General features: G+C 56.7%; 19 protein-coding genes. 10 read left to right on the forward strand and 9 right to left on the reverse strand.

Features of this window, described 5'->3' with window-relative positions; genetic code table 11:
• The first annotated feature begins 215 nt into the window (after positions 1 to 215).
• On the forward strand, positions 216 to 1535 hold the full coding sequence (locus GGQ85_RS10640) for a UDP-glucose dehydrogenase family protein (RefSeq protein ID WP_309774484.1): 1320 nt from the start codon (positions 216 to 218) through the stop codon (positions 1533 to 1535).
• An 83-nt stretch (positions 1536 to 1618) separates the two neighbouring features.
• Here GGQ85_RS10640 and GGQ85_RS10645 read toward each other — a convergent pair whose 3' ends face one another.
• The 4 genes from GGQ85_RS10645 to GGQ85_RS10660 form a co-directional block, all read right to left on the reverse strand.
• Positions 1619 to 2641, reverse strand: coding sequence for a L,D-transpeptidase family protein (locus GGQ85_RS10645; protein ID WP_309774485.1), 1023 nt, complete (start codon positions 2639 to 2641; stop codon positions 1619 to 1621).
• Between the two features lie 171 nt (positions 2642 to 2812).
• Positions 2813 to 3400: a cupin domain-containing protein gene (locus GGQ85_RS10650; protein WP_309774486.1), complete on the reverse strand. Its 588-nt coding sequence runs from the start codon at positions 3398 to 3400 to the stop codon at positions 2813 to 2815.
• Between the two features lie 97 nt (positions 3401 to 3497).
• A complete protein-coding gene (locus tag GGQ85_RS10655) occupies positions 3498 to 3998 on the reverse strand; it encodes a hypothetical protein (RefSeq protein WP_309774487.1) in 501 nt (166 codons plus the stop codon).
• A gap of 112 nt (positions 3999 to 4110) precedes the next feature.
• Positions 4111 to 4797: a hypothetical protein gene (locus GGQ85_RS10660; RefSeq protein WP_309774488.1), complete on the reverse strand. Its 687-nt coding sequence runs from the start codon at positions 4795 to 4797 to the stop codon at positions 4111 to 4113.
• Between the two features lie 418 nt (positions 4798 to 5215).
• On the opposite strand from GGQ85_RS10660, the gene GGQ85_RS10665 reads away from it, so the two are divergent.
• Positions 5216 to 5482, forward strand: coding sequence for a hypothetical protein (locus GGQ85_RS10665; RefSeq protein WP_309774489.1), 267 nt, complete (start codon positions 5216 to 5218; stop codon positions 5480 to 5482).
• 21 nt (positions 5483 to 5503) lie between these two features.
• On the opposite strand, the gene purU is transcribed toward GGQ85_RS10665, so the two are convergent.
• On the reverse strand, positions 5504 to 6361 hold the full coding sequence (gene purU / locus GGQ85_RS10670; protein ID WP_309774490.1) for a formyltetrahydrofolate deformylase: 858 nt from the start codon (positions 6359 to 6361) through the stop codon (positions 5504 to 5506).
• A 132-nt stretch (positions 6362 to 6493) separates the two neighbouring features.
• Here purU and GGQ85_RS10675 point away from each other — a divergent pair, with 132 nt between their 5' ends.
• The 5 genes from GGQ85_RS10675 (at position 6494) to GGQ85_RS10700 (ending at position 10698) form a co-directional block, all read left to right on the forward strand.
• A complete protein-coding gene (locus GGQ85_RS10675; RefSeq protein ID WP_309774491.1) occupies positions 6494 to 7321 on the forward strand; it encodes a uroporphyrinogen-III synthase in 828 nt (275 codons plus the stop codon).
• Between the two features lie 519 nt (positions 7322 to 7840).
• Positions 7841 to 8665: a YqaJ viral recombinase family protein gene (locus GGQ85_RS10685; protein WP_309774493.1), complete on the forward strand. Its 825-nt coding sequence runs from the start codon at positions 7841 to 7843 to the stop codon at positions 8663 to 8665.
• Positions 8649 to 9794 (forward strand): ERF family protein, encoded by a 1146-nt coding sequence (locus tag GGQ85_RS10690; protein WP_309774494.1) that lies wholly within the window; start codon positions 8649 to 8651, stop codon positions 9792 to 9794. The genes GGQ85_RS10685 and GGQ85_RS10690 overlap by 17 nt, the downstream gene beginning before the upstream one ends.
• Before the next feature lie 57 nt (positions 9795 to 9851).
• On the forward strand, positions 9852 to 10211 hold the full coding sequence (locus GGQ85_RS10695) for a hypothetical protein (RefSeq protein ID WP_309774495.1): 360 nt from the start codon (positions 9852 to 9854) through the stop codon (positions 10209 to 10211).
• A 298-nt stretch (positions 10212 to 10509) separates the two neighbouring features.
• On the forward strand, positions 10510 to 10698 hold the full coding sequence (locus tag GGQ85_RS10700) for a DUF2130 domain-containing protein (protein WP_309774496.1): 189 nt from the start codon (positions 10510 to 10512) through the stop codon (positions 10696 to 10698).
• A gap of 133 nt (positions 10699 to 10831) precedes the next feature.
• Here GGQ85_RS10700 and GGQ85_RS10705 read toward each other — a convergent pair whose 3' ends face one another.
• A complete protein-coding gene (locus GGQ85_RS10705; protein WP_309774497.1) occupies positions 10832 to 12244 on the reverse strand; it encodes a mannose-1-phosphate guanylyltransferase/mannose-6-phosphate isomerase in 1413 nt (470 codons plus the stop codon).
• Positions 12245 to 12603: 359 nt separating this feature from the next.
• On the opposite strand from GGQ85_RS10705, the gene GGQ85_RS10710 reads away from it, so the two are divergent.
• A complete protein-coding gene (locus GGQ85_RS10710; RefSeq protein WP_309774523.1) occupies positions 12604 to 13548 on the forward strand; it encodes an MraY family glycosyltransferase in 945 nt (314 codons plus the stop codon).
• Here GGQ85_RS10710 and GGQ85_RS10715 read toward each other — a convergent pair.
• The 3 genes from GGQ85_RS10715 to gmd all read right to left on the reverse strand — a co-directional run bounded on the left by GGQ85_RS10715 (position 13526) and on the right by gmd (position 17623).
• On the reverse strand, positions 13526 to 15454 hold the full coding sequence (locus tag GGQ85_RS10715; RefSeq protein WP_309774498.1) for an SDR family NAD(P)-dependent oxidoreductase: 1929 nt from the start codon (positions 15452 to 15454) through the stop codon (positions 13526 to 13528). The two genes, GGQ85_RS10710 and GGQ85_RS10715, sit on opposite strands and share 23 nt — an antisense overlap.
• Positions 15455 to 15609: 155 nt before the next feature.
• On the reverse strand, positions 15610 to 16557 hold the full coding sequence (gene fcl, locus GGQ85_RS10720) for a GDP-L-fucose synthase (protein WP_309774499.1): 948 nt from the start codon (positions 16555 to 16557) through the stop codon (positions 15610 to 15612).
• A complete protein-coding gene (gene gmd / locus GGQ85_RS10725; RefSeq protein WP_309774500.1) occupies positions 16538 to 17623 on the reverse strand; it encodes a GDP-mannose 4,6-dehydratase in 1086 nt (361 codons plus the stop codon). The genes fcl and gmd overlap by 20 nt, the downstream gene beginning before the upstream one ends.
• A 306-nt stretch (positions 17624 to 17929) precedes the next feature.
• Here gmd and GGQ85_RS10730 point away from each other — a divergent pair, with 306 nt between their 5' ends.
• Positions 17930 to 19150 (forward strand): glycosyltransferase family 4 protein, encoded by a 1221-nt coding sequence (locus GGQ85_RS10730; protein ID WP_309774501.1) that lies wholly within the window; start codon positions 17930 to 17932, stop codon positions 19148 to 19150.
• Positions 19151 to 19152: 2 nt separating this feature from the next.
• Positions 19153 to 20085: an NAD-dependent epimerase/dehydratase family protein gene (locus GGQ85_RS10735; RefSeq protein ID WP_309774502.1), complete on the forward strand. Its 933-nt coding sequence runs from the start codon at positions 19153 to 19155 to the stop codon at positions 20083 to 20085.
• The last annotated feature ends 50 nt before the right edge of the window (positions 20086 to 20135 follow it).

Genomic DNA, 20135 nt, shown 5'->3' on the forward strand with positions numbered 1-20135 from the left:
AATGGGCAGAAGAACGTGAAGCTATTTTCCTATCATCATCTGCCCACAATTGAAACCCAGAAAGCGGCCCAGGGCCTACTCCGCCTCAGCCCTTATGAAGGTCAGATGCCTCTTGACGCGTTTTCTTCATGCAAACCGGTTATCGACTTCGCTCGAAAACGCTATATGAGGCGCTGAATACCATCCCCCCGACCCTCCTACGGTAGGTTAGAACGATGCGCATCGCCATGATCGGCACGGGCTATGTTGGCTTGGTGTCCGGAGCCTGCTTTGCCGATTTCGGGCATCAGGTAACCTGCGTCGACAAGGATGCAGTCAAGATCGCCGCTCTTTGCGACGGCGAAATCCCGATCTTCGAACCCGGCCTCGAGGCGCTGGTCGCGACCAACGTCAAGGCTTCGCGGCTCGATTTCACCACCGATCTCGTCCGCCCGGTGGCGGAGGCCGATGCGGTGTTCATCGCCGTCGGCACCCCCTCGCGACGGGGCGATGGTCATGCCGATCTCAGCTACGTCTATGCCGCGGCGCGCGAGATCGCGGCGGCGATCCGCGATTTCACCGTGGTGGTTACCAAATCGACCGTGCCGGTCGGCACCGGCGACGAAGTGGAACGGCTGATCGGCGAGGCCAACCCGTCGGCCGATGTCGTGGTGGCGTCCAATCCGGAATTCCTGCGCGAGGGCGCAGCGATCCGCGATTTCAAATTTCCTGATCGCATTGTGATCGGAACAACCGACGAGCGCGGGCGTAAGGTGCTCAGCGATATCTACCGGCCGCTGTCGCTCAATCAGGCGCCGCTGATGTTTACCGCGCGTCGTACCGCCGAACTGATCAAATACGCGGCCAATGCCTTTCTCGCGACCAAGATCACCTTCATCAACGAAATCGCGGACCTGGCCGAAAAGGTCGGCGCCGATGTCCAGGAGATCGCGCGCGGAATCGGTCTCGACAATCGCATCGGCACAAAGTTTCTGCACGCCGGCCCGGGCTATGGCGGTTCGTGTTTTCCCAAGGACACGCGCGCGCTGGTCAAGATCGCGGAAGATCACGACACCCAGCTTCGCATCGTGGAATCGGTCGTCACGGTCAACGATAACCGCAAGCGCGCGATGGCACGCAAGGTGGCTCATGCGCTCGGCGACAATCTCCGGAACAAAACCATCGCGGTGCTGGGACTGGCGTTCAAGCCGGATACCGACGACATGCGCGACGCGCCGTCAGTTCCGCTGATCACGGGTCTTTGCGATATGGGGGCGAAAGTCCGTGCCTTCGATCCCGCCAGCATGAAGGAGGCGCGGCGCGAACTTCCCGATATCGATTATTGCGACGACCCCTACGCCTGCGCGGAAGGCGCCGACGCACTGGTGATCGTGACAGAATGGGTCCAGTTCCGCGCTCTCGACTTCACGCGCCTGAAGCGCATCATGAAGCAGCCGATCGTCGTGGATCTGCGCAATATCTATCGCGCTGAGGATATGCAGGTTCTCGGCTTCGCCTACGAAAGCGTCGGCCGGAACAATACCAAAATGGTCTGAGCGGGCTGGTCGCGGCCGCCCTAGCCAGCGTGTCCACAGGGTGATCGCGGTTGTGACGACTCTATCCTACTGGACGACGTCCGTTACTTCGCTGGCCTAGCGTTCACTTGCGAGTCCGCTCCCTCGCGGAATTCCACTGTGACCCCTTTCTTCACCATCCGCGCCAAGTGCGCCGCATCCCAATTGGTCAGCCTCACACAGCCGTTGGACTCAGCCTTGCTAACCTTAGAGGGTTCCGAGGTGCCGTGGATACCGTAGCCAGGCTCCGATAGAGCGATCCACGTCGAACCAACGGGATTGTTCGGTCCGGGATTAATGGTGAAGGCGCGGCGTGCCCTCACGCCCTTGAACTTGTAGTCCGGATTGTAGCGGTAGAAAGGGTTGCTGCGCACCGCGAGCACCTTCAGCGTCCCGCTCGGCGATGGCTTCTCCTCGCTACCCACGGTCGCAGGGTAAAACGCGACGAGCGCATTGTCTTCGGAGAAAGCCTTGATCGTTTGGAGGTCCTTATTGACCTCAATTCGGGTGACCATCGTGGATGGCTTGGCCTTGAGGACGTTCGCGACCATGAGGGTTGTGCCGGCCTGTGAGAATTCCGCATGCGGGTTAAGCGCCGCTAAGAGCGCCTCGCTCATGTGGTGGCGCTCAGCAAGTGCTTCCTTGGCATCGCGATAGGCGAGGCGTTTGAGGCCCTTCATCCCGTCAAGGCCCTTTGGCTGTCGAGGAAGAAAGGGCCCTTTGACATCGTCCTCGGTGACGGTGATCTCGACGAGCAAGGACCCATTCATGTTCGCGGTCAGCCGTTCGAAGACGTCGTGGTTCAGCGTCATCGTCGACGGTAAGCCGTTGGCCTCCGCATAGGCGCGCAGCGCCTTCTCGACATTCTCGCCGAGCTTTCCGTCGATTTCGCCAGGCGAGAAGCCCGCGCGGTCGAGCAGAATCTGCGTTTTCACCACCAGGGCATCGATTTCGGAATCGTCCGGATTGACGCCCAGGAATTGTGCGCTCTCTATTGCGATACCGTCCAAAGTTTTCGCTTCGGCGGATGACAGGGAAAGCCCAAAGGCGCCAAATAGGATCAGTGCACGCACGAGATTGATTGACATGACATATCAAAGCTCGGCGCAGTCGCAAGTTCCCGGCGGCTTCCGCAAAGGTCAATCTATATATACCCCCGCTCGCTGCCGCCTGACGCGATTTTGTTTCGTTTGACCGATGGTCAGTCGTTAGCCAGGGGAAGCCGGGGCATGTGGGGACGCAGCTAGAGACGAAGCCACCTACCAGAGCGGCTGGTGGCTTCCATAGAGTGGATGCTGCTTCGGCACAGCCACGCGGCCAATGGCATTGATCGCCTGGTCGCGCTCCTGAAAGCTGCCGCGGCATTCATTGTAAGTGCCGGTCGGCGGATAGGCGCCGACCACCAGGAACGTGACACTTGCTTTCAAACATTCATGGCCGACACCGGCCGGAACGACGATGACATCGCCGGCGCCGACCTTCACCGTCTTGCCCTTGTTGCCGCCAAGCTGCAGTGTGGCGGAGCCGCGAGCGATCCCAAGCACCTCGTGGATCATCGAGTGATAGTGGACGTAATCATAAACCCCGTTGCGCCAGGCCTCGCCCCAACCGTTGACGTTGAATATCGTCTCCAGGACAGCGGCGGGATCGTGCTTGCGACCGAACTGAAGCACTTTCCGGTAGTGAAGCAGCGGAAACTTGAGATTGTTTGGGATATAGCCGTCGTCCCGGAATTTCATGCGGGAGGGACGGACGTTCCGCACGCGGGCGAGCGCCTCCTCCCGGCTTGGGATACCGATGCCGGTCGCCTTCTCGGCCAACCGCTTGACGGGTTCAATGATGTCCATGCTTTCCTCTAACGCCGAGCTGGGCACGGAGTTGCACGTCTTAACTCCGACCCGAAGTAGGTGCCGGAGGCGAGCCGGATGCTTACCCTTAGTCCCCCTAGCTCTCGCCCGAAACGGTGTGAATGCGTGGCTTGCCAACACTTTCGTCGATGGTTACGCACTGCTGCGGTCGAACTTCGCGCAGCGCAACGGGCTCGTGCTCGATGGTCTTGGACTCTGGCGTTCGCGGGCGAAGCGCAGTGCCCATGAGCTGCTTGGCAAACTGGCGGATCGGGCTCTCCGTCGTCTCATCGGGGTCGATTGGTTTCTGACGCCATTCCTCGGGTGCAGCGTTGATCAAAGCAAAGCGACTGGCGGCGACAACGGCGGTATTGTCGCTGGTGAGCATCTGCCTTTCAAGGAAGAAGACACGTGCAGCCTTCCCCCTAGAAACAGCGTCTTTAAATTCTTCGTGATCATCGATCCAGCGGTTGATCGTGGCACGAGAAACTCCCATCGCGCCAGCAGCGGCTGTTAGCGAAAGCCCCGTACCCATAAGCGCAACCACCTGGTGGCAGGCTTCCGGTGAGTAGTCTGTCTTCGGCTTGCGATTTGCCATTTTTAGCTCTCCGCCTTTCCTGATTACATCGTCGGCAGGATGGAGCTTCTAGGAATGATGGCGCCCCAGACAGGACGTTTTTTGAAGGCAGTTTGAGTTTAATGCGTCCCGGTTATGGTTCGTCGGTCGCTTTCAATGGTTGGCGCGCGGAATAAATGGCCGATGACAATCTGGTGTTAAGGTGCTTTCGTGCTTCTTTGGGCAAATGTGCCTGCAACGCAGCAACTAATCTTGCGAAAGGCCCGACGTCAGCTTCTGGATTGCCGGCTTTGGACGAAGCGGTAGGCAGATCATTTTCTTCCGCAATGTTGGTCAGCGCTCGGATCCAATCGTCCCAGCTTGCACCTTCGCGGAAAAACTTCGCGTCCGGATCATCCATTTCCGTGAGCGCGCTCTGGCAGGCAGCGCTTAACGACGACATCACGTCGCCGAGCGCGTGAAACAGCTGGTCATAGGAATCTTTTCTGAAGTGAACTGAACGAAAATGCTCTTTGAGCACCGATTGCCCAAAAGCGCCCGCATCGCCTCCTGCCCTAGAAAGTTTCTGTCGGAGGCTGTTGGATGCGACATTGATCGATTTGACCAGATCGACCGCCGGACTCAATGCGCAGGCATTTCGTTCAAAGACTTCCCACTCGAGGAATTTGTTCGTTGTTTCCACGATGCTCTGCCGAACCGCGGTCGGTAGCGTTTGGCCATACGCGATCTCAACTTTTGCCCAATCCTGATCTGTGAGTGAGAATTGCGGAGAATTGCCTACCGCACTCGATAACGGTAGCTTGCGAGCGGGACGACCCATGTTTGGTTTCACCTCCATCCAGCGACCGAGACGCGCGATTCGAGCCGTAAAAGGATCATCCTATCGTCGAGATGTTTTCGCTCAAGCGTTCTTACGTTGCTCGCCAGGCTTGAGGCCTTCTGCAAATCGGCATTTATCCGGTTCGCACGCTGCTCAATCCCCACATCGCATCCTCCCTGGTCCCTTTCGCGATGATCTGACTTTCCAGCTTTGTCGGGCGACCGAGGCAGACAGCGAGGATATTCCTCCGCCATGGTGAATGGTGATACCGAAAGTCGCCGCGCTCGCCAGTATCAAAATACCTGCGATTGCACGGAAGCTACGCCGCTAATTTTTTTAGGAACGTAAGCCGCTCACTATCTTCGGCGCCCCGCAAACTCCACACATGGATACTAATCATTTGGTCATGACATATTCGATGCGCCGAACCCTTATCCTGCTTTGCGCCCTGCTGACCCTATGCAGTCTGGGCGGTTGCGGCAGTATCAATTCGCATCTATCGGCCGGGATGGGCGACGTGGTTCCGAAATGGGCGGGCGGGCTCCCTGCAGACGCACCGCCGCGGCCGGGGACCGCGAAATATGATGAGATGATGAAGCAGCGCGAACGCGAGCGCTTAGAACCGAAGGCGAAAGATTCCGGCGCCCAATCCGCCGACGATCATGTGACGGCCCCGGCCAACTAAACCTCGGCAACCGGGAGCGACTCAATCCATGAACACTACGGTCTTGCGGCCGTTTAGGATCACGCGGTCATCCAGGTGATGCCGGATCGCGCGCGCCAGCACTCGTCGTTCGATATCGCGCCCCTTGCGGACCAGCGTATCGGGGGTATCACGATGGCTGATGCGCTCGACGTCCTGATCGATGATCGGACCCTCGTCAAGATCGCTGGTGACATAATGCGCGGTTGCGCCGATCAGCTTGACGCCGCGCTCATGGGCCTGGTGATAGGCTTTCGCGCCCTTGAACCCAGGCAGAAATGAATGATGGATATTGATGCATCGACCGGAGAGCTTGGCGCTCATGTCGTTCGACAGAATTTGCATGTAGCGCGCTAGCACCACCAGATCGGTGCCGGTCTCCTTCACCAGCTTCAGGACCTCGGCTTCTTGCGATGCCTTGTTTGTCACCGGAAAATAGTGAAACGGTACTTCGCCGAAATCGAGATGCGCATAGGTCTCGCGTCGATGATTAGAGACGATAGCGGTCGGAATCATCTTCAGTTCGCCAGTGCGCCAGCGATAGAGAATATCGACCAGACAATGATCGGACTTCGACACCAGCAGCATAACCTTGCGGAGTTCGGCGCGATCGCGCATCTGCCAGGTCATGCGGAAGCGCTCTGCGATCGCATCGAACCCGGTTTGGAGCGCCGGAAGCCGCACGGCCAGATCGGCGGCATTGAACACCACTCGCATGAAGAAGCGGCCAGTCTCGGCATCGTCGAACTGCTGGGCATCGATGATATTCTGGCCGTTGTGAGCCAGGAACGTGGACACTGCGGATACGATCCCGGGCCGGTCGGGGCAGGAGAGCGTCAGCACGAATTGATGGTGGGGCATGGGACCGGACGATAGCGATGAAACTCGAACAGGCTCCCCTGCTCTATCACCCACATTGGCCTTGCGCCACTCATCCTGCCAGAGAGACAATCAATACGGTAAAGCGATCAACAGCTGACCTCCTGGGTGACCATGACTGACAGGCTATCCGGTTTCCGTATCTTGATCCTGGAAGCGCGCGAAGAAGCGCAATTCGCCCGCTTATTGGCGGAGCAAGGCGCCGACGTGTTGCAATGCCCGATATTCACCATCCGCGACGCGCCGGACCCCTCGCAGGTCGAGGACTGGATCAGACGCTGCATTCGGACCCCGCATGACGATCTGGTGCTGACGACCGGCGAAGGGTTGAGGCGCCTCGTTAAAGCTGCGCGGCAGATCGGTCTCGATCAGGAGTTTATAAGGGCCGTCGGTAAGGCCCGCACGTTTGCGCGCGGCCCGAAGCCGGGCAAGGCGTTACGCGAGATTGGGCTGGAGGCGACGATCACCACCGACAAGCCGACCTCCGAAGGCATCGCCGAGATGCTGGCGCGGTTCGATCTCGACGGCCATCGCGTGGGTCTGCAGCTTTATCCAGATCGCGACCACAGCGCACTGCTTGGAAAAATCAAAGCCCAGGGTGCAAGTATCGACCCGGTGGTACCATACATCTACGATGCGAGCGCGGCTGAGGCCAACATCGTCGGAGCGATTGAAGAGATGGCCGAGGGCAAGGTCGATGCCATTGCACTGACGAGTTCGGAGCAGATCCGTCGGCTTGTGCAGGTCGCACGCATCCGCCGCTGCGAGGACCGGCTACGCGCCGGGCTCGACCGCACCAAAATCGCGTCAGTCGGGCCCGTGGTCTCGGCGGAACTGAAAGCCCACGGCCTGCGCACCGATATCACACCTGCAAACGATGCGTTCTTCATGAAGCCGCTGATCTCGGCGATGGCGGCAAGCCTGAGCGCGCCAGGAGGCTGAAACGGCTTGCAATGGCAGAACGCACGGATGAGCTGTGGTCCGCATAACACGCTGTACAATTGCCTTCCGCTGGAGCCGGCTCGGTGTGCTCGACCGCATAGGCAAGCTTGCGGCGGAAAAGCCAAGCGCAAGCGCATCATGTCGATTTCACACCTCTGAAAGCCCATCGCACGGCTGCAAGCTTCTCATTTTAACGGGTGCGCTTGCGTAGTCTTACACCTACTCCGCCGCCATTCTCGCTGATGAACTCTACGCCGGCGTTCTCCAACGCGCCGCGAATTGCTCGTTCGTTCGCAGCTGTCAACGATGTCTCACTTTCTGCGGCTTCTGCCCGGCGCACCGTGTTAGCGCCAACAGCTGCCGCCCGAGCAAGATCCGCAGCGCTCCATCTCAATAGTGCTCGAGCAGCTCTGATTTGAGCACTGGAAATACCGGAACGAACCATCTTGACACATCACCCATATGGGTTATTTTCGCCCATATGGGCAATTCATAATTTTAGCATTATCGGAGAGAGAAATGAAATCAGCGGTGTTGAAAAACCCGGATCGGCGATCCTACGTTGGCGGCTCTGATGCCAGAGTCATTATGGGCGATGACCAGGGGAAACTCATTCGGCTGTGGCGAGAGAAGCGAGGCGAGATCGAGCCTGAGGATCTTTCCGATGTCCTCGTCGTACAACTGGGCACCGTAACCGAAGATTTAAATCGGAGATGGTTCGAACGAAACACCCGCTGCTCGATCAAAGACATTCAACTATGGATTCAGCACCCTATCCATAGATGGATGGGGGCAACACTCGATGGTCGCATCGAGCAGACAAACGCCATTTTCGAAGCCAAGTTCATGCTGCCGTGGACATTTTCGGAAGAAGCAGCAGCCGAAAAGCACATGGCTCAGCTTCAGCATAATATGTGGGTCGCCAATGCCCGCACCGCGAGCTTGTCGATTATTACTGGTGGTGGAAAGTGGGTTGAACTCACCATCCATGCTGATCCTCTTTATCAACACCTGCTTTTGACCGCAGAGAAGAAATTCTGGCGCTGCGTCCAGAGCGGCGAGGCTCCTCGACTCTTCGGGGTTGAACCGCCTCGATCACGGTTGGAAGCCGTCCGAGTGGTCGACATGAGCGCATCCAACAGCTGGGCCGAACTCGCTTCAATCTATCAACGAACACGAGCAGCCTATCACGAACATGAGAGTGCCAAGAGCGACCTCAAGAAGCTCGTGCCGGAGGATGCCAAGGAAGCAATGGGCCATGGCATCCGCGCAAAACGATCAAAAAGCGGAGCGGTTAGTTTCGAATTAGCAGATCGGGAGGCCGCCAATGCACCGATCCAGTGAAACCATTGGCGTAATCGCCGCCGCTTTAGCCAAAGCTCAAGCAGAGCTTGTCAATCCCGAGAAAACCCTGACCGCGAACGTCAGGTCGCCGTTTCCCCGCGAAGAAGGTAAAGTCTTTCGCTATGCGTCATTAGCCAGCGGTCTAGATATCATCCGAAAGCACCTTGGTGCCCACGAGATTGCAACCGTCCAGACCACGGCGATCGACCGGGATCAAATCCGCCTCACCACGGTTTTAGCCCACGCCTCGGGAGAATGGATTGCTTCCGACTGGCCGGTCTGCGCGGTGGCCGAGGTGGCGGCACCGCACCGAATGGGGGCCGCGCTCACTTATGCGCGCCGCTATGCGCTGTTCGCATTGGTCGGCATTGCCGGCGAAGACGACCTCGATGCGCCGGATCTTGCTGCCGAGCCCTCGCCGCCGCCTGGGTCTCCTACGGCTCCCATTGTTGCGCGCAAGCTCCGTAACGGCACCCGGCATCAGCCTCCGCAGCTCGGTCCAATCCCCTCGGCCACGCTGCGCGACCAGATGCTCGCGGAGATCACCGAGATCGCCGATGGCGACGGCTTGGCGACGTGGGTCCACCGTCGGATGCGGGACAAGAACGCGCTGACGAACGCCGACGCGAGCACGATCGAGGGGGCCTGCGAGGCGCTTCTACGGGTCCACCGCGATGACATGGCTGGCCCGATCCCCAAACCGATCGCCCCGTCTCCGCCAGGGGAACCCAACCACACTCCTCGCCTGCTGGATGCGGCTTCCACGCCGGCATCGGGCCGGCAAACCGTCCACCCGCTCACCAAACCGCTGCGCCGGCGCAGTAAGGCGCATCTAGCATTCGTCGCGGCGCAGCCTTGCCTGGTCTGTCAGCGCACTCCATGCGACGCCCATCACCTCAAATTCGCGCAACCCAAAGCTTTAGGGCGCAAGGTCAGCGACGAGTTCACGGTGCCGCTGTGCCGGGACCATCATCACGAGCTGCATCGCCATGGCAATGAGGCCGCATGGTGGGCGAATCTAAAGCTGGCGCCGCTGGAGGTGGCGAAAGACCTTTGGCGGACCGATCCCGCCCACACCTCGTCGCACCCCTACAGCGGACCGCCGACACCGGCGGGGGCGATACCGTGAGCGATCCTCGAATTGTGTGTCCAACCGCCGTACGCCGATCGGGTTGACCGACACCGTGTGTCGTACCGTTTGATCGCCCGGGCCCGCGAGCAGTTCGAACGCCAATTCGCGCGAAAGGACGCGGAGTTTTCAAAGCGCGAATCCAGCATACGCAAGATGCGGGATGCGCTTGCCAAGACCCGCAAGGCCATCGACGCCGAGATCGCCAGGAAACTGCGCGCCGAGCGGACCTCGATTGCTAAATCCGAGGCGAAAAAGGTTCGCCGCGCGTTGGCGAGCGATCTTACGGAGCGCGATCGACGCTTGGCCGAACTGCAGCGCAACCTGAACGCCAACAAGTCCAAGCTGGCAGACGCCCAAAAGGCCCAGGCTGAGGTGATGCGCAAAGCACGCGAACTCGATGAATGCCAAACGTGAACTCGATCTGAAGGTAGAGGAGAAGGTGCAGGCTTCACTTGCGAAGGGTGCGCAGCACCGCGAAAGTCGAAGACCACCTCAAGAACAGGGTCGCCGAGAAGGAAACTCGGATCGCTAGCATGAAGCGTCAGATCGAGCAGCTGCGGACCGCGCCGGTGCTCCGCCAATCGCTGGTTGATCTGGCCGGCACCCGCCTTGCCGTCGATGGCCGCCGTACAAAAATGGAGATAGTCTATCAATACCTCACCGGTCGCGATTCCGGCAACACATCGAGGCCATCATCGAAAAGTTCTGCGAAATGCAGTCCGATCTCGATCGCGAGCGCAGGGCTACCATGCGGCTATGGGCCGAACGCGAAGCCCAGCTCAACGGTGTCATCAGTGCCAGCACACGTTTCTACGGTGATCTTCAGGGTATCGCTGGACGCGCTATGCCGGACATCGATAGCCTCGACCTGCTAACGATCGAAGACAAGTCTGCCAGTTAGTGCAATTTATGGACCTTATGGACCGCACTGATGGTGTGTGTTCTAAAACCTGAAATGAACAGGGACTGATGAGATCGTTTGCTCAGGAACTTTAGCAACAACCAAGTGAACCGCTCAATATGTATTCGAGAATCTAGGACCTGCGATAATCATCCTGAATGCGGATGATGTCGTCCTCGCCGAGATAGCTTCCTGTTTGAACTTCGATCAGCTCAAGAGGAATCTTGCCAGGATTTTCCATCCGATGCGTGGCGCCGATAGGGATATAGATCGACTCGTTTTCGTGAACGATCTTCTCGGTGTTGTCGATAGTCACCAGGGCCGTACCATGCACTACAATCCAATGCTCTGAGCGATGATGATGCTTTTGTAAAGATAGCCGGCCGCCCGCTTTCACCACGATGCGCTTAACCTGGTAGCGATCCCCCGTGTCGAGTGTGTGATACGACCCCCATGGCCGGTGAACCTTGAGATGATCCTCGGTGACCTGAGGTGCGACCGATTTGAGTTTCGCAACCAGCCACTTTAGTCCATTTGTATCGCTCTGGCGCGAGACCAGCACGGCATCTTGCGTCGACACCACGACGAGGTCTTGGACACCTTCGAGCGCGACAAGTGCCTTGTCTGACGACACGTTGCAGTTCCGCGAGTTCTCAAACACCGCGGCGCCACGCGCGGCATTGCCTTGTTCGTCTTTCTCTGACAATTTCCATATGGCATGCCAAGAACCGACGTCGGACCAATTGTACGACGCGGGGAGGACAGCCGCCCGAGTTGTCTTTTCCATCACGGCGTAGTCGATAGAAATCGGCTTCGCACCTTCAAAGGCCGTCTTGTCCAAAATCACAAAGGCGAGATCCCGTTCCGCCTTGTCGATGGCCCGGATTACCGTATCAACGCTTGCCGCATCGACTGACCCATATTCTTCAAGCAGCGCATTGGCGCGAAACATGAAGTTTCCGCTATTCCAAAGATAGCCGTCAGCGACGTAACGCGCTGCCGTGGCGGGATCTGGCTTTTCGACAAACTCCCTGACGGAATGCACGTGACCGTCGATATCCTCGCCCAGCGAAATATATCCGTATTCCGTGGCAGGACGGTCGGGCTTGATGCCAAACGTCACGATATGGCCTGCACTGGCGACACTCAACGAGGCTTCACAGGCAGCGACAAATGCCGGAGTATCCTGTACGACATGATCAGCAGCGAGCGCCAGCACCACGGCGTCGGCGTTTCGTGTCATCGCGAAAGCAGCCCCCGCGGCGATGGCGGGACCGGAATCGCGTCGGGCAGGTTCCAGCAAGATATCAGCCTGCAGCCCTAGTTCTGTCAACTGCTCAAGCACCAAAAAGCGGTATGCCGCGCCAGTGACGACAATCGGACGATCGAACAAGCGCTGGTCAGATACCCTAAGCACAGTGTCCTGAAAGGTCGAACGCTTGCCGAAAAGGCTTATAAACTGCTTCGGACGGCCCTCTCGCGAAAGCGGCCACAATCGAGTCCCAGTTCCACCGCACATGATCAAGGGAATAATCCGGTAGGACATGCTTTTCCTGCCAATCGACACGCCCCGCCTGGCGAGTTGCGCCGAATTATTTCATCGCTTTGGGGAAGCCTATCTTTATTGCTGGGCCGAACCAGCAGCTTATTTGCCGCAAATTAAGAAGATCACAGCAAATCTTCAACAGCCGATGTTTCGAATCTTGTACCTGTAGATGATTCTGGAACAAGCCCCACTGCGGCTGCTCACAAACCCTGCCACAGCGATGTGCGAGACCGACTCGACGGTCATGCCGTCAAAAGATATAGGATTTTAAGCCATATAGCTAAAGCCTTGGAGCACGATCATTGGGTCTGGTTTTCCCGCTGCTGGGCATTGCTCTAGCGGCCATCCTGTCATTTGCCATGACATGGGCGCTTCGCCCGTTGCTCCTGCGATATGCCTTGGCGCGGCCAAATGCCCGGTCCTCGCACAAGACCCCAACTCCCCAGGGCGGGGGTATTGCGGTGATCGGCGCCACCCTCATTGTTGCTGGTGTTCTGATCGCAATGTTCGGGGCCACCGAGCTGAAATTTCCCGCGACGATATTTGGCGCGACATTGTTTATCGCGGCAGTGGGAGCCATCGACGATATCAAATCCGTTCCCGTGCTGCCGCGGCTGGCGATGCAGGCCCTCGCCGTCGGTGTGGTCGTCCTGACGATACCCACCGACCAGCAGTGCTTACCTGCCGTTCCGCTGTGGCTCGAGCGCGGCATTCTGTTGATTGGGGGGCTTTGGTTCGTCAATCTTGTCAACTTCATGGACGGCTTGGACTTGATGACGGTTGCCGAAACGGTACCGATTGTCGCCGCTGTGCTCACTTTAGGATTGATCAGCGACTTGCCGCCGGCAAACACGTTTGTCGCGGCGACCCTGGGCGGCGCACTACTTGGCTTCGTGCCGTTCAATCGTCCGGTCGCAAAGGTTTTCCTGGGGGATGTCGGCAGTTTGCCAATCGGGTTGCTACTGGGCTGGTGCCTGTTAGAGCTGGCCTATCGCGGCTACTTGACTGCCGCGCTGCTACTGCCGCTCTACTATTTGGCGGATGCCACGGTGACGATGCTGCGCCGTCTTATCGCTGGCGAAAGGATCTGGACTGCACACCGTTCGCATTTCTATCAACGCGCGACTGACAATGGTATTACCGTCACAGGCGTGGTTTTCACGGTGTTCACACTCAACATCGGCTTGGCGGTGCTCGCGATCGCGTCTATTACCCCGTCATCGATCACCGCGAAATTATCGTTGCTTGCCACAGGCGCTGTTGCGGTGGCATGGGTAATGTTCAGGTTTGCGCGGCGGCGCTGATCGCGAGGTGGCGACCACCGAACTCTGGAACTGCATCAACCAACACAGACTTAATCGTGATGCGATCGTCATTCGCGATGGCGGTTTCAAGCATCTCCATCCATTCTCGAATGATTTCCATCCGCGGCTGGTTCGGCTTTGTCGCCATGATTCCCGCTATCCCGATTTCGATCTTCGGCTCCTGACTTGTGAATAGGATTTCATTGAGCCGCTCACCTGGCCGCATTCCGGTGAAGACAATGTCGATGTCGCGACTAGCCTGAAGTCCCGACAGCTGGATCATGCGCTCAGCCAGTTCGACGATCTTAATTGGCTGACCCATGTCGAGCACGTAGACCGATACATCCGGTCGCACCAACGTCATGGCATGGGTTGCGGCAGTAATGACCAAGTCACACGCCTCACGAATCGTCATAAAATATCGGACCATGTCCGGATGAGTTACCGTGACGGGTCCGCCCGCTTCAATCTGCGCTTTGAATTTTGGCACCACTGAACCCTGCGAGGCCAGTACGTTTCCAAATCGAACCGAAATCAAACGCGTCAGCCCCTTGCCACCTGACTGAGCCCTTTCGTGATCGAGCGCCTGACAATAAATCTCGGCGAAACGCTTGGTCAAGCCAAGCAGCGACACTGGCTCGACGGCCTTGTCTGTCGAAATCATCACCATGGCTTCCGCACCTGCGGCGATCGCGGAATCTGCCACGTTTATCGACCCAAAAATGTTGGTCTTGACCCCTTCGCTCCAGTCACGCTCAAGGATAGGCACGTGCTTAAGCGCCGCGGCATGAAAGACGATGTCCGGCTTGAATTCCTGCATCAGCAATTGGATGCGGGCACGGTCGCGAATATCGGCGACCCGTCCCTCAATTATGGCTTCGCTCGCGCGCGTCATCAAACGCTCTATCACTGCATATAGCGCCGGCTCGGAATTTTCTATGACGAGCAATCGTGACGCACCGAGCGTGACAACGCGATCGCAAATTTCAGAACCGATGGATCCTCCGCCCCCGGTCACAACCACAGCTTTATTCCGGATCAATGCATCAAGCCGCGCATAATCAATCTTGTGGCTCGGTCGCAACAACAAATCCTCGACCCCGACTGGCTGCAATCGCGCAGCTTCTCCGCTGTCCAGCGACGGAAGACGATTAACCGTCAAACCCAACCTGCCCGCTTGAATCAGGACAGAATCGAGGTGAGCTTCGGAGACGAAGACAGAAGGCGTAATCACCACGCGCCTGATCGGCCTCTCACGTCGCGCAAAATCGTTCACCACATCTTCCAGATCATCGAGGTCACCAAGAACAGGCGTACGACGGATCAACTGCCCGCGGTCGGTGGGAGATGAAGATAGAATTCCGACTGGCCAAAAATCCTTGATCGCGCCGCTTTCAAATCCTCGCACTACTATCTCCGCATCCGCGGCCAAACCGACTAAGAGGGCCGGCGCCGCATCGGTCGTCCTAGCCTTATTCCTAGTGCGCGTGTATCGAAAGTAGCGATAAGTGAATCTCAGCGCGCTCAGAAAACAAATCTCAAGAAACCAGTAGAGAACGATAGTCACCTTGCCAAAGAAAAAACTTCCATGAACATTTGGCGCAATAAGAATATAGTCCAATGCCAACAAAACGAAACTCAGGATAGTCGCCGCACGCACGATATTGAAAGCGTCTGGTACCGAAACAAACCGCCATTTAGCCGTCGTCAAATTAGAAATAAAGCAAATGACCACGCTAAGAGCTATGAAGGGAGGAAGGATCGTTAGAAGTAAAGGCAAACGATCGACGAGTGAATCTCCGCCAAAGCGAAGAGAAACGCTTACTAATACGGCAAGCGTAGTTACTAACGCGTCGTGGAGCGCTATTAGCAGGTTACGGGAGGTGAGATGCGAGAGGCGATTCATCGAGCTAAGCCCCATCCTCGAATATAGCCTCGGATTTCCAAAGGAAAACACCGGTCCTCGCCTGGCACTAGAAGTGCCCGCAGATAATCTAGAGGCCAACAGAAACCCTGCCAGGGGTGATCTCAGTTCCGACAGGACACCCTTGGATAATGCGCTCAATCAATGTGATTGTGCTGAAAGGCGGCATAAGCTAATGGAAGGCCGTCCTTGAGCGAGGTCCGTGCACGCCATCCGAGATTTTCAAGCCGGTTAACATCGAGCAGCTTGCGAGGGGTACCGTCGGGACGCGAAGTGTCGAAGCTAATAGCGCCGGTGTATCCAACAGTAGCTGCCGTCAGAGAGGCGAACTCGGCGATGGTGATGTCCTCCCCGGTCCCAATGTTGACCAGGCCATCTTCAGAATAGTACTTCATCAGATGAATGCAGGCGTCGGCGAGATCATCCACATATAAGAATTCCCGGCGCGGCGTACCCGTTCCCCAAACTGTAACGTTGGATGCGCCTGACACCTTGGCCTCGTGAAAGCGACAGATCAGTGCCGCGACGACGTGACTATATTCCGGATGATAGTTGTCGCCGGGCCCGTATAGGTTAGTTGGCATGACGCTAATGAAGTCGGAGCCATATTGCCGGCGGTAAGCTTCGGCCATCTTTAATCCAGCAATTTTGGCGATAGCATACGGCTCATTGGTCGGTTCAAGTACGCCTGTCAACAGCGAATCCTCGCGCAATGGCTGCGGGGCAAATTTGGGATAAATGCAGGACGAACCAAAGAACATCAGTTTTTGAGTGCCTGCAACATGAGCAGCATGAATGACGTTCGCTGCGATCGCCAGGTTTTCGTAAATAAACTCGGCCCGGAGTGTATCGTTCGCGACGATACCTCCCACCTTGGCCGCGGATAGGAACACGGCCTGCGGACGCATTGCCGTGAACCAACGGTTAACCGCCGCTTGATCGAGCAAATCAACTTCGCTGCGCGTGACGGTTAGGAGCTCGACGTCTTCTTGTGCCAGACGGCGCACCAAGGCGCTACCAACCATGCCGCGATGACCAGCGACAAAAACTGATTTGCCTTGAAGCTCAAACGGAATTCCTGCCATTGGCAACCTCCCGTTTAGCGATCACCAGATCGCCGGCCACCATCTCTTTGACAAGCTGGGCAAACGTGATCTTCGGCTTCCAACCAAGCTTGTCCCGCGCCTTGCTGGCGTCGCCCATTAACAAGTCAACTTCCGTTGGCCGAAAATAGATTGGATCGACGCGAACCAGCGTCTTTCCCGATGTTTGATCGACACCGACTTCTTCAACACCCTTGCCGCGCCATTCGATGCTGCGGCCAACTTCCGCGAACGCGGCCTGCACGAATTCTCGCACCGAACGAGTCTCCCCCGTGGCCAGCACGTAATCGTCGGGTTCATCGGCTTGCAGGATCTTGTGCATGCCTTCGATATAGTCTCTCGCGTGTCCCCAATCGCGCTTGGCGCCCAAGTTGCCGAGAAAGAGGCAGTCCTCAAGGCCCGTCTCGATGCGAGCGATGCTGCGCGTGATTTTACGCGTCACAAAGGTTTCGCCTCGAATCGGGCTCTCATGATTGAATAAGATTCCGTTTGAAGCAAAAATGCCGTAGGCCTCGCGGTAGTTGATCGTGATCCAGTAGCCGTAAAGCTTCGCCACCGCATATGGGGAGCGCGGGTAAAAAGGCGTCGTTTCCTTCTGCGGAGTTTCTTGCACCAGACCATAAAGCTCCGAGGTGGAGGCCTGGTAAAAACGAGTTTGCTTCTCCAGTCCCAGAATTCGGACTGCTTCTAGCAGCCGCAGCACTCCAATCGCATCGGCGTTAGCAGTATATTCCGGACTCTCGAAACTGACAGCGACATGGCTCTGGGCTGCGAGATTGTAGATTTCCGTCGGCCGGATCTGCTGGATCAGCCGGATCAAGTTGGTCGAATCTGTCATGTCTCCATAATGCAACAAGAATGGCACGTCTCCAGCATGCGGATCTTGATAAAGATGGTCGATTCGGGCGGTGTTAAAGGACGACGAGCGGCGTTTTATGCCATGCACGAGATAGCCAAGGCTCAGCAGATATTCAGCAAGATAGGCGCCGTCCTGGCCGGTTACACCGGTAATCAGTGCAACAGGGCGCTTCGAATCCACAGTAGACATCATCAATTCCAGTTACAGTTCAGGGCGGCCTTAGGACACCCAACAGAAAATCCTTATGCCATCAGACCGAGACATCTTGAGCCCAGTTGACTTTCGAAACCCCTATCATGCCGGCGTCCGTTCAAGCAAATTTTAGACCCCTTGGCTCTTAGCGCGGCCAGCTGCGAAGACAGCCGCGGCGCCATCTAAGCTGATCTCCCCCCTGAATTATGCTAACGATTGCCCGACCCTAGAGCGGTAAGCTCGATAACAGCGGCTCGGACATCGACTGGTCTCGTGCCGCAAAGAATGGCAATTAGGACGTTCATGCAGAAGCTCGGAAAAATCGTGGTCGTGAGCCAGCATTATGCTCCTGACTTAAGCACCACCGCTGCTTACATCACCGCGATAGCGACAGGTCTGACGGCAATAGCCGAAACCTTGGTTTTATCGGGAACCAAAAATTCCAAGATGTCTGCTGAAAGAGACGGTGGGCCTCGGGTGATTGAGGTCGCTAATTGGCTGCCCGAGAAAGACGCCTTGGCGAAACGGGCACTCGCCATGCTGTTGTTCTCCATTCGAACGTTCTTTGTGACTTTCCGAGTGACAACCAAAAATGACATGGTCTTCTGCGTTACAACACCATTTACACTACCCTTTGCGGTCATTCTGGCAGCAAAATTGCGAGGTGCTACAGCCACGCTGTTGATTTATGATTTGTATCCTGAGGCGCTGGAAATGGCAGGATTGGTCAAGTCAGGATCCGTCCTGACGAAAGGAATTCGTTTTGCTAATGTCTTTATGTTCAGAGCCCTTGATGCGATCATCACAATCGGGCGCGACGTAGAGCCTTTGTTGATGCGCTATAAAGGTGTCGAGAAGGGCAAGATCAAATTTATTCCCAATTGGACGCTTCTGCCTATTCGCTATCGGTCTCTCAGATCTGACAATCCGTTCCGCGGCCCGCACGCCGAAAAGCTTATCGTTGGCCTTTCGGGTAATTTGGGCTTTACGCATAGCGCCAAAACTGTTTTCGAAACTGCTAAACTTCTCGAAGAGGCCCCAAATATTCACTTTTTGCTTTCTGGTTGGGGAAGTGGTTGGGAGAAATTAAGAGCGCTTCATACAGCCAACCACCTTAGGAACGTAACGTTGATGAATCCCGTTCCGAATTCTGAGCTCGAGGATTTTTTGGCGGCCGCTGATGTTTGGGTCATCCCGTATCGTCGCAACATTGCGGGTGTATCGGTCCCGAGCCGCCTCTATAATCTCCTGGCAGTTGGTAGGCCCATCATTGTCGCTGCTGAAGCCACCTCGGAGGCCGCATTGATTGTTCAAGAAGAGGATATTGGCTGGGTAGTGCCTCCAGAGAATCCAAATGAACTCGCGAACGCCATTCGAGCGGCAGCGTCAGATCACGCAGCTACGACTCTGAAAGGACGACGGAGCGCGGTTGCCGCGCTCAAATACACGCAGGACCGCGCAATCGCGCGTTATAAGAATGTCATCGGGAATGTCTTGCGCACTGGTTTCCAAGGCGAAGCTTGATTATGGCGCCCATTGTTCTCGTCACTGGCGCGGATGGATTTGTGGGACGCCACCTGGTGACTGCGTTGAATCGAGTTGGATGGCACGTACGGCTCGCCCAACGGTCTTCCGCTGTGCAAAGTTCGAACCTAGATGTGGTTACCGGTTTGGACCTAGGACCATCAACGAACTGGCAATCCGCACTGAAAGGAGTAGAGGCGATCGTGCATCTGGCTGCCCGCGCCCACCGGTCGGCCCGCATTCAACAGCGTGAGAAGGAGTTATATTTTTCCATTAACGTGGATGGAACCATACAACTTGCGCGCAGTGCCGCCGACGTTGGCGTGCGTAATTTCATTTTTTTAAGCAGTATTGCAGTCAATGGCAGCGCGACTGACGGGCGGCAGCCATTCAGCGAGCGCGATACGATTTCCCCGACGACCATTTACGGACGATCGAAAGCGGCTGCAGAAGCGGAGTTGGCAAGGCTAGCCTCTAAGGGATCCATGGTGGTCACTGCCATTCGCGCGCCCATGATCTATGGTGGTAATGCAGGCGGCAATTTTCAGCGGCTTACATTTGCGGTCCGCAAGGGCATCCCGCTCCCCTTTTCGATGATCCACAATCGTCGTGCTTTTCTCGGAGTTGAAAATCTCAGCTCTTTCATAGCGCATCGTCTCTCGACGACGGTTTCATCGAAGTTTGATATCTTTCTTCTGGCAGACGATCAGCAGGTTTCAACACCGGAATTTATCCGGGAGTTAGCGTATGCTAGCGCATGCATCCCGCGCCTATTTCCTGTTCCGACTACTATTCTGCGCGTTCCATTACGTTATCTTGGCTTGCACGATGCGTTGCTGGGTTCGTTGGAGGTCGATACTACAAAGGCACGCGCGACGGGATGGCGGTGTCCTTTGACGTTGTCCGAAGGACTCGCACGGGCAGTAAAGCAGTAGTCTCAAAGCTAAGACAGCATACCAGCCTCTGCGCGCTCAATTCGACTGGA

Source organism: Nitrobacter vulgaris, assembly GCF_031453995.1.
Taxonomy (GTDB): Bacteria; Pseudomonadota; Alphaproteobacteria; order Rhizobiales; family Xanthobacteraceae; genus Nitrobacter; species Nitrobacter vulgaris.

Coding starts and splice junctions, on each gene's coding strand:
- GGQ85_RS10655 (WP_309774487.1), bottom strand. CDS start 3,998: ATGGCAAATCGCAAGCCGAAGACAGACTACTCACCGGAAGCCTGCCAC.
- purU (WP_309774490.1), bottom strand. CDS start 6,361: ATGCCCCACCATCAATTCGTGCTGACGCTCTCCTGCCCCGACCGGCCC.
- GGQ85_RS10705 (WP_309774497.1), bottom strand. CDS start 12,244: ATGTCCTACCGGATTATTCCCTTGATCATGTGCGGTGGAACTGGGACT.
- GGQ85_RS10730 (WP_309774501.1), top strand. CDS start 17,930: ATGCAGAAGCTCGGAAAAATCGTGGTCGTGAGCCAGCATTATGCTCCT.
- GGQ85_RS10685 (WP_309774493.1), top strand. CDS start 7,841: ATGAAATCAGCGGTGTTGAAAAACCCGGATCGGCGATCCTACGTTGGC.
- GGQ85_RS10710 (WP_309774523.1), top strand. CDS start 12,604: ATGACATGGGCGCTTCGCCCGTTGCTCCTGCGATATGCCTTGGCGCGG.
- GGQ85_RS10665 (WP_309774489.1), top strand. CDS start 5,216: ATGCGCCGAACCCTTATCCTGCTTTGCGCCCTGCTGACCCTATGCAGT.
- GGQ85_RS10660 (WP_309774488.1), bottom strand. CDS start 4,797: ATGGGTCGTCCCGCTCGCAAGCTACCGTTATCGAGTGCGGTAGGCAAT.
- GGQ85_RS10650 (WP_309774486.1), bottom strand. CDS start 3,400: ATGGACATCATTGAACCCGTCAAGCGGTTGGCCGAGAAGGCGACCGGC.
- GGQ85_RS10735 (WP_309774502.1), top strand. CDS start 19,153: ATGGCGCCCATTGTTCTCGTCACTGGCGCGGATGGATTTGTGGGACGC.
- GGQ85_RS10645 (WP_309774485.1), bottom strand. CDS start 2,641: ATGTCAATCAATCTCGTGCGTGCACTGATCCTATTTGGCGCCTTTGGG.
- GGQ85_RS10690 (WP_309774494.1), top strand. CDS start 8,649: ATGCACCGATCCAGTGAAACCATTGGCGTAATCGCCGCCGCTTTAGCC.
- gmd (WP_309774500.1), bottom strand. CDS start 17,623: ATGTCTACTGTGGATTCGAAGCGCCCTGTTGCACTGATTACCGGTGTA.
- GGQ85_RS10640 (WP_309774484.1), top strand. CDS start 216: ATGCGCATCGCCATGATCGGCACGGGCTATGTTGGCTTGGTGTCCGGA.
- GGQ85_RS10675 (WP_309774491.1), top strand. CDS start 6,494: ATGACTGACAGGCTATCCGGTTTCCGTATCTTGATCCTGGAAGCGCGC.
- fcl (WP_309774499.1), bottom strand. CDS start 16,557: ATGGCAGGAATTCCGTTTGAGCTTCAAGGCAAATCAGTTTTTGTCGCT.
- GGQ85_RS10700 (WP_309774496.1), top strand. CDS start 10,510: ATGCAGTCCGATCTCGATCGCGAGCGCAGGGCTACCATGCGGCTATGG.
- GGQ85_RS10715 (WP_309774498.1), bottom strand. CDS start 15,454: ATGAATCGCCTCTCGCATCTCACCTCCCGTAACCTGCTAATAGCGCTC.